Below are 7,444 nucleotides of genomic sequence, written 5' to 3'. Positions count from 1 at the left end.
AGTTAAGAACCGTTCCTGCTCCCACTAAACCCTCCGACAGGTGGATGCACAGTGCCCACCTAAAAACCCCAGACCGCTGAAAAGGCAAAGGCCTTGTTTTACTGATCTATGGTTTCTTTAGGTATGAAGGCACACATGAAATGTGCCTTCTCCCCAGCAACGTTAACCATCACCGCAACTTCGTTCCCCTCGTTCCACATTTCCGTTCCAAGCCCCAGGACGCAGTGTCACACGAGCGCGACGTCTTTACGTAAGCAGAATAGCAAACTTCCGTTCAAGCGACCGACCCCAGACACGGGGCAGTGCACAAGGATGTGCACTGCCGCCAACCGAGCCAAGGACGGCGAGTTTGGCACGATAGTCTCCAGTGGAGAGTATCGCCGAAGGATGAACCCCGCTCCCCATAGTAGGAGCTTAAACGGTTAGTTTGCTCTGCGTCGTAAGCACCGAGCGCTGTGTGACACAAGTCCCCCTACAAATACTCCGGCCCAAACGCCTCAGGCAATAACGCCTTCAAACTAGTCACCTTCGTTTCACCCTGTCCATTAATTAAGTAAACCAGGCAATCCTCAGCGAACTCCCGAATCACTTGCCGACAAGCACCACACGGGGACGGAAATACGTCAGTCGGAACAGCAATCGCAATTCCTTTCAACTTCCGCTCTCCCCGAGCTACGGCTTGAAAAATTGCATTTCGTTCTGCGCAAACCGTTAAACCATAACTGGCGTTCTCCACGTTACAACCACTATATATTTCTCCAGAGGAAAAAAGTGCCGCCGCACCAACTGGGTAATGAGAATACGGTACATAGGCCTGTCCGTATGCAGCTTGTGCCCGATTACTAAGTTCTTTCGTAAGCTCTGGATCGAGCATTTACGCATACAACTCCTTTTCTAAAAAACCTTGCCCACAGAGCGATACAATAAGGGAGCAAAGACAATTAGTCCAATTATGATAGCCTGAATCGAAGTCACTAAAACCGCTCCTGACGCCACATCTTTTGCCATTCCCGCAAGAGGGTGAAAGTTTGGTTGCACCATATCTACAACAATTTCAACCGCAGAATTCATCACTTCTGCACCGATCACGCTGCCAATCGCTAAAACAAGAATTAGCCATTCAAAACGTGAAACCTTAGCCCACCAAGCAACGCTCAAAACAAGAATTCCAGCGAAAACATGAAACTGCATGTGTCCTTGAGTTTTCAAAGTATATAGCATTCCTCGCCAAGCTTGATTGAGACTGCGCCAAAATCCTGGTTTCAGATATCTTCCCATATGCCCCTCCGTTTTCGGTCTGATTATAAAGAAACCTGGCTGGCACCCGAAGACACTGTCTTCGCACGTGTTAACCTTCTTGAAAGCGCTGCCATGACTCGAACAAGGATGTTTGAGGTTATCGTTATACTCTCTCTAACCCCAGTTTAGTCATTACCTCTTCTTCTTTGTTGCGCATTTTTAGCTTATCGTCCTCTTCTTCGTGATCATACCCTAATAAATGAAGCGTTCCATGGACCGCTAAGTAAACAATTTCCCGTTCAAAGGAATGCCCATACTCCTCTGCCTGCTCCCTTGCCCGTTCAACAGAAATAACGATATCCCCCAGCATTTCGTCTTCAAACTCGAAATCCGGTTCCTCATCCATTTCCTCTTGCAAGGCAAAAGAAAGAACATCCGTCGGGCGATCCACTCCTCGATACTCAAGATTTAAAGCATGTATGCGCTGATCATCAACCAGCATTAAGCTCACTTCCGCCTCAGACCGCCCACCAGACAAGTGGATAGTCTCAGTAATAGCGTTATTTAGCAGCGTGGTGAGAGCATCCTGCCGTTCCGGCAAAATAGACTCCTCTTCCCAAGAGATATCTAAAATCACGTACTTCAGGCAAACCCACTCCCAACATGAAATAGAAGTGTTTTACCCTTCCCCCCTTCAGAAATTGAGCATACTTTTTAAGTAGCTCTTGTCAAGAGCCTAAGAATTATCCTTAATTGGCTTATGATTCACTCGAGGAATCTTAGTTTCAAGAGACCCCTCGCGACTCTCAAGCAGTTTCTCCTTTGGTAAAGCAATACCATCCTCTTGATTAACATCTACCAGGGTTTTCTTATTCAAACCCGCGTCTCGTGTACTTGGCATCTCCGGATATTCAATGCGGGAGTGGAAAATTCCACTTAAGACACGGACAAAAGCCATAGCGATCCGATCTAAATCTTGAAACGTTAAATCACATTGATCCAACTGTCCGTCATTCAGCTTGTCCTTAATAAGCTTGCGGACTAGCCCTTCAACACGCCCCGGCGTAGGTTGTCTCATAGAACGCACTGCCGCTTCCACACTGTCGGCCAAAGCAACCAGCGCGGCCTCTTTGTTCTGAGGCTTTGGCCCTTCGTAATGGAAAGACTCCTCAGGCACATTTTCCTGACTCTCAAGGGCCTTATGATAAAAGAAACTGACCAGACTGTCTCCATGATGCTGGGAGATAATGTCTTGGATTTGCGTTGGGAGTTTATAATCCTTCGCTAACTCCAAGCCATCTTTAACATGTGAAGTAATGATCAGAGAGCTTAGAGTCGGAGCTATTTTATCGTGTGGATTTTCCTGGGTAAACTGATTTTCGATGAAAAAGTACGGGCGTTTTAACTTGCCAATATCGTGATACATGGAGCCTACTCTTACCAAGGTCGCATCCGCATGAACTGCTTCTGCTGCGGCTTCCGCTAAATTTCCCACTAAAATGCTATGATGGTATGTACCCGGTGCCTCCATTAGCAAGCGCTTAAGTAACGGGCGATTGGGGTTCGATAATTCTAAAAGCCGTACGGAAGAAGTGATACGAAATCCCGATTCGAACCAGTGCAAAGCCCCCACCGTTAAAAACGATGACGCCAATCCATTGACAATCCCCAGAATCAGCCCAACCGCCCAAACCGTCAAGCGCATATCTGAGCTAAAAGCAACCCCACTAATCACCAAGACATTGACCGCGGACACAAATATCCCAGCCCGCGCCAAATCCGAACGCTGACTCAAATGGGACACACTATAAACTCCTACAATCCCACCAAAAAGAGCCACTAAACCCGCTTGCAAGCCAAAGGCAGTCGAAAGTGAGGGGTCCACTAAGACAGCCACAAACACCGCTAAGACAACGGAAACCAACATAGCGATATCCACACCAATAAGAATTGCTACGGACATCGTCGCCCAGGCCACCGGAATGAGCATGCCTGACAAATTATTATAATCAGGCCCTAGATTTAAGGCAATCACTCCACGTCCAATAGCCAAAACCATCGTCATCGTCAGCCCTATAAGAACAATTCGATTGGTCAGGCGGAAGATATCCCGTTTATACTGTAACAAATAAACCAAAATCGTTCCCATTCCTGCGAGAACAATCAAGGCAATTCCAAATGTTGCTTTCCACGTATTATGGCTATTAATTAAGCCATACTCGACCAAGACCTGGTAATCTGTTTCGTCAACAATCTCGCCCACTCCAACGATTTTTTGGTTGGCCTTGTAACGCAGCACATCCTTTTTCACAAGACTTTTTGCAGCTGTTCGCAAAGCTTCTGTCGTAATATCGTCTACGATCAGAGTGGGTTGCGTAATTTCCTGTTCTAAGAAGACCTTTAATAACGTTTTGACATGCTCATTTAAACCCGACTGATTAAGATCCGTTTTAGTTTTTTCAAGAAACCCATCTAACTCCGCGTAGGTCCTAGTTCCAGAATCCAAATTGCGCGCTCTGCTAAAGATAATGTCTCTACTGACCTGTTCATCCGCATTCAAATCATCCAGACTTATCTTCACTAAGGACGTCAATACTCCCTCCGGTAAATCCTTAAAAGGCTGGGTTTGCTTCAGTTGATTAATACGTACACGATCATCCTTCGAACTCGACTGCACATCACGCAACGTGGTAAATGTTTTCCCTAAATCCTTTGTCAATAAATTCAAATATTCCTCATCGGGTTTGTAAACCGGTTGAACAGCTTTCTCAGCTTTATCCAAGTTTTGAGCATATCCTTGGATATCTTCAATGTCCTTATTCCACGGAGCCGTGATGAGTTGTGGACTGGGTTCCCCTAATTCTAATTGAAGGGTCGAGACAAAAATATTGGAGGTTAGCAGAACGACAAACAACAGAAAATACATCACCCCGACAATGACACGAAGCCATGTGGTGTGATGTTTAAACAAATCCATACCTCGAGATAACCCCTCCCACATTGTTCTAAATATTCTAATCTTCATGCCATCATCCTTACTTCTATATACCATACAAAGTTCAAATGCTTACGTGATCTAAATAACCCTCCGTACCCCTTATGAATTGGCGTAAACTGCCAAATCTTCATAAGTTTCCACCTCTACCCTAACACGCACTAGATCGGAATTGTTGGTAAGAACCTTAACGGTTTCTCGCACGATGGGAATCTTAGTTGCTACTTTCTTCTGAACTTCAGCCCTGGCAGCTTGTTCAGCCAGTTGAAGGGCTTCCGTGCCAGTACGCTCAAGATGCACTTCACGAAGTTCGACATACTTTATCTTAATACCTTCGACAGGAAAGCGCCAATTCCTCCACGGTTTTAGGGAAAGGCTTACTACTTCTTTACGTCCTTGCTCAAAAGGCGAATTCTGCGTTGTTACCATTATGACGCGTGAACCAAATTTTATACCCCACCCTGTGGCAATTCTCCCACTTTCCTCCACTTTGTCTTCTACCAAGGGGATCGTGGTTTCGGCACTGTACCAGACTCGCGCACGGACAAACCCTCTAGCTACTGAAGCTGGTTGAGTCTGTTGGGCATTGTTTAAGTTATCCGCATTGGGCTTCAGAATTAATACTTGCCCGGCTCGCACAGTTTCTCCTTCGTGTACCTGAGGAGTTCCTTCAATCACCATGATCTCCTTTACAACCCCCGCATGATTAGCAACTAGATTACCTGCTTCTCCAGGAATGGACGGGCGGATTTTTTCCGAAATCTTTATTTTAATAGTCGTACCCTGACGTTCTATCCCTACCCAAGCGGCATCTGGCAATTCTTCCTGAAGCACCTTAGCAATACCATTTAAATCCAGCTTCTTGGAAAACACCCATGTTTTAAGCCCAAGTTTCTCAGCACGTGCTAAAACGTCAGGTGACAATAAGTTTCGATTTCCCGTCACCGAAATTGAAAGTACAAGCTGCGACATTACGCTTAACACCAAGGCAATCATGATAATTCCTACTAAGAGTCCCTTTCTCCGCCACCAACGCGCGGCAACAAAAGGCCAACCATATTTGGCCACAATATGTACCCTTGTATGGGTTAATCGAGCTGCCTTGCGCAAACGTCGAAAATCTGCCAGCTTAATCTGTGCTCGCATTCCCCGATCAGATCTTTGCGTGTGATATAAAATTACACCGTCTTTTAAGGCTTGATTAATGAAACGTGCCAACTGCTCTCCCCTTGCCAAGAAAAGAACTCGGCCATACCAGAACGTCCGTATCCAATCAAACATTACTTTATCTCTCCCCCCCAAACGATAAGGAAGAAAGTTCCCCTTCAATCCGCAGTTCAGTAGCTAATATCACTTTGAGCACTAGTCCTTTTCCTCTAAAAAAGAGATCTCCTTTAGCTGTTTCCAAACGAATTTCTTCCTCAGAAAAGTTAACAATGCTGAAATAATTTTCGACTAGGATTTGCTCCCGACCAGTTATGGTAATTTTAGGACCTTCTCCCGCCACATCCGGTGGAAAATCCAAAACGTCGCCCACACTTGTTTGAATTTTTTTAAACAAAAATAGCCCCCTCCTTCTATGAATAGTTATGAAGGAAAGAGCAAGAATAGTCCAAGCCTAACATAAAAAAGGCCAGTTACAATAAACCCTGTAACCGGCCTTTTTTATAAACTACTAATAAGTTATGCCCCGAGGATTTCCCGTACAATCTGATTGACAAGTTTGCCATCTGCACGGCCTTTCGTCTTAGGTGTTAATTGACCCATGACTTTCCCGAGGTCTTTAGGACCCGAAGCCCCTATTGTGGTAACTGTCTCTTGAACAAGCTGGCGAATTTCCCCTTCGGAAAGCTGTTGAGGAAGGTAATCCATCAGAACGACCATTTCTTCCTCCAGAGCCTTTACCTTATCGGGGCGATCCGCTTGTCCAAAAACCTCAAGCGCATCCCGACGCAGCTTCATTTCGCGTGCTAATACTTCGATGACTTGATCATCGTTAAATTCAATTCTCTTATCGATCTCAGCATTCTTTATAGCAGCCCTAGCCATTCGAATGACGGAAAGTCTTACCTTCCCCTCCTCTTTGGCCTTCATGGCAACCTTCATATCCTCAACGAGGCGATCTTTTAGGGTCAATTCGAGACACTCCTTACTTGAACTTGCGTTTACGTGCAGCTTCAGACTTCTTCTTTCTCTTCACACTTGGCTTTTCATATGCCTCATGCTTACGAGCTTCTGCACTAACCCCTGCCTTTTGACAAGTACGCTTGAACCGGCGGAGTGCGGCATCAAGGGATTCGTTTTTACCAACTTTGACTTCACTCATTGTCTTATCCCTCCCTCCACTGGATCATCACAAATATACTTTATTATTATACTGGATTAAGTAGGTTGCGTCAAGTTGACTTTGCCTGTCATGGTCAGTAAGACTGATCTTCAAAGTCATTTTTACTTAGCGTTCATCCAACATTATCCAATTGCAGCGTTGAGAGCCTGCCCCCCGAGCAAATGAACATGCAGGTGTCCCACGACTTGCCCCCCGTCTGTTCCATTATTAGTGACCACTCTATAACCGGTCTCTGCTACTCCGAATTCCTTTGCTAACCGAGGAATTACCCCGAAAAGGTGTCCCAATAGCTGCTCGTGCTCAGAAGTAACATCATTAAGATTCCGCAAATGGATTTTCGGAATTATCACCAAATGCACAGGGGCTAAGGGTTGGATATCTTTGAAAGCAAGGATCTCGTCGTCTTCATAGGCGATTTCGCTAGGAATATCACGACGGGCAATTTTACAAAAGATACAATCCGACATCGGCATTTTTATTTCCTCCCTTGTAAGATAGATATAGGGTCGATGGTTCAAAACCAACCCGAACGTTCCTTGATAACTTACTCCTTATTGTTCAGATGAATTAGTTGACACGTTGGACCTCAATCAGTAAATATCGTGCTATAATCACTTTTGGCAGAGAGATAGATGTGCGTTCCTCCTGGATCCCTCTTTTTGAGGCTTATCCGTAAAATAGCGTGTCACTCCACAAGAATGATTCGATGTTTAGCTGGTTGGGTCACTATTCTAGTGTTACCCGTTTCAAATGCAAGGTTGTTTGACATTCTTCTTAAGTGGATGCTCTGATTCATTCTGTTTGAAAGGTTGTGTTCCCTTGTCTCAGTTTCTTAACGATTTCGTAGTCGGAATCGATGTTTC

Annotated in this window: 9 protein-coding genes; all 9 read right to left on the bottom strand. The window is 45.2% G+C overall.

Annotated features, from left to right (window positions below; genetic code table 11):
- Positions 1-472 precede the first annotated feature (472 nt).
- Complete coding sequence (locus JL57_RS14625) at positions 473-874, bottom strand: cytidine deaminase (RefSeq protein ID WP_034142769.1); 402 nt, start codon at positions 872-874, stop codon at positions 473-475.
- A 20-nt stretch (positions 875-894) separates the two neighbouring features.
- Complete coding sequence (locus JL57_RS14620) at positions 895-1,278, bottom strand: diacylglycerol kinase family protein (RefSeq protein ID WP_034142768.1); 384 nt, start codon at positions 1,276-1,278, stop codon at positions 895-897.
- Positions 1,279-1,402: 124 nt separating this feature from the next.
- On the bottom strand, positions 1,403-1,876 hold the full coding sequence (ybeY, locus tag JL57_RS14615) for an rRNA maturation RNase YbeY (RefSeq protein WP_034142767.1): 474 nt from the start codon (positions 1,874-1,876) through the stop codon (positions 1,403-1,405).
- A 99-nt stretch (positions 1,877-1,975) separates the two neighbouring features.
- Positions 1,976-4,264, bottom strand: a complete 2,289-nt coding sequence (locus tag JL57_RS14610; protein ID WP_291300116.1) for an HD family phosphohydrolase — start codon at positions 4,262-4,264, stop codon at positions 1,976-1,978.
- 72 nt (positions 4,265-4,336) lie between these two features.
- Positions 4,337-5,515 (bottom strand): sporulation protein YqfD, encoded by a 1,179-nt coding sequence (yqfD, locus tag JL57_RS14605; protein WP_034142765.1) that lies wholly within the window; start codon positions 5,513-5,515, stop codon positions 4,337-4,339.
- A 4-nt stretch (positions 5,516-5,519) separates the two neighbouring features.
- Positions 5,520-5,795, bottom strand: a complete 276-nt coding sequence (locus tag JL57_RS14600; protein WP_034142764.1) for a YabP/YqfC family sporulation protein — start codon at positions 5,793-5,795, stop codon at positions 5,520-5,522.
- Between the two features lie 122 nt (positions 5,796-5,917).
- Positions 5,918-6,370 carry a GatB/YqeY domain-containing protein gene (locus JL57_RS14595; RefSeq protein ID WP_034142763.1) on the bottom strand — a complete coding sequence of 151 codons (453 nt, stop codon included), beginning with the start codon at positions 6,368-6,370 and terminating at the stop codon, positions 5,918-5,920.
- Positions 6,371-6,383: 13 nt separating this feature from the next.
- Positions 6,384-6,560, bottom strand: a complete 177-nt coding sequence (gene rpsU / locus JL57_RS14590; protein WP_009620268.1) for a 30S ribosomal protein S21 — start codon at positions 6,558-6,560, stop codon at positions 6,384-6,386.
- Between the two features lie 143 nt (positions 6,561-6,703).
- Complete coding sequence (locus tag JL57_RS14585; protein ID WP_034142770.1) at positions 6,704-7,048, bottom strand: histidine triad nucleotide-binding protein; 345 nt, start codon at positions 7,046-7,048, stop codon at positions 6,704-6,706.
- Positions 7,049-7,444 lie beyond the last annotated feature (396 nt).

The organism is Desulfosporosinus sp. BICA1-9 (genome assembly GCF_000802135.1).
The sequence above is the reverse complement of the archived record's forward strand: the minus strand, read 5'-3'. Positions and strand labels throughout refer to the sequence as shown.

Excerpts from the sequence above, each read along its gene's own strand:
- JL57_RS14620 (WP_034142768.1), bottom strand. The coding sequence starts at position 1,278 with ATGGGAAGATATCTGAAACCAGGATTTTGGCGCAGTCTCAATCAAGCT.
- rpsU (WP_009620268.1), bottom strand. The coding sequence starts at position 6,560 with ATGAGTGAAGTCAAAGTTGGTAAAAACGAATCCCTTGATGCCGCACTC.
- JL57_RS14625 (WP_034142769.1), bottom strand. The coding sequence starts at position 874 with ATGCTCGATCCAGAGCTTACGAAAGAACTTAGTAATCGGGCACAAGCT.
- JL57_RS14585 (WP_034142770.1), bottom strand. The coding sequence starts at position 7,048 with ATGTCGGATTGTATCTTTTGTAAAATTGCCCGTCGTGATATTCCTAGC.
- yqfD (WP_034142765.1), bottom strand. The coding sequence starts at position 5,515 with ATGTTTGATTGGATACGGACGTTCTGGTATGGCCGAGTTCTTTTCTTG.
- JL57_RS14610 (WP_291300116.1), bottom strand. The coding sequence starts at position 4,264 with ATGAAGATTAGAATATTTAGAACAATGTGGGAGGGGTTATCTCGAGGT.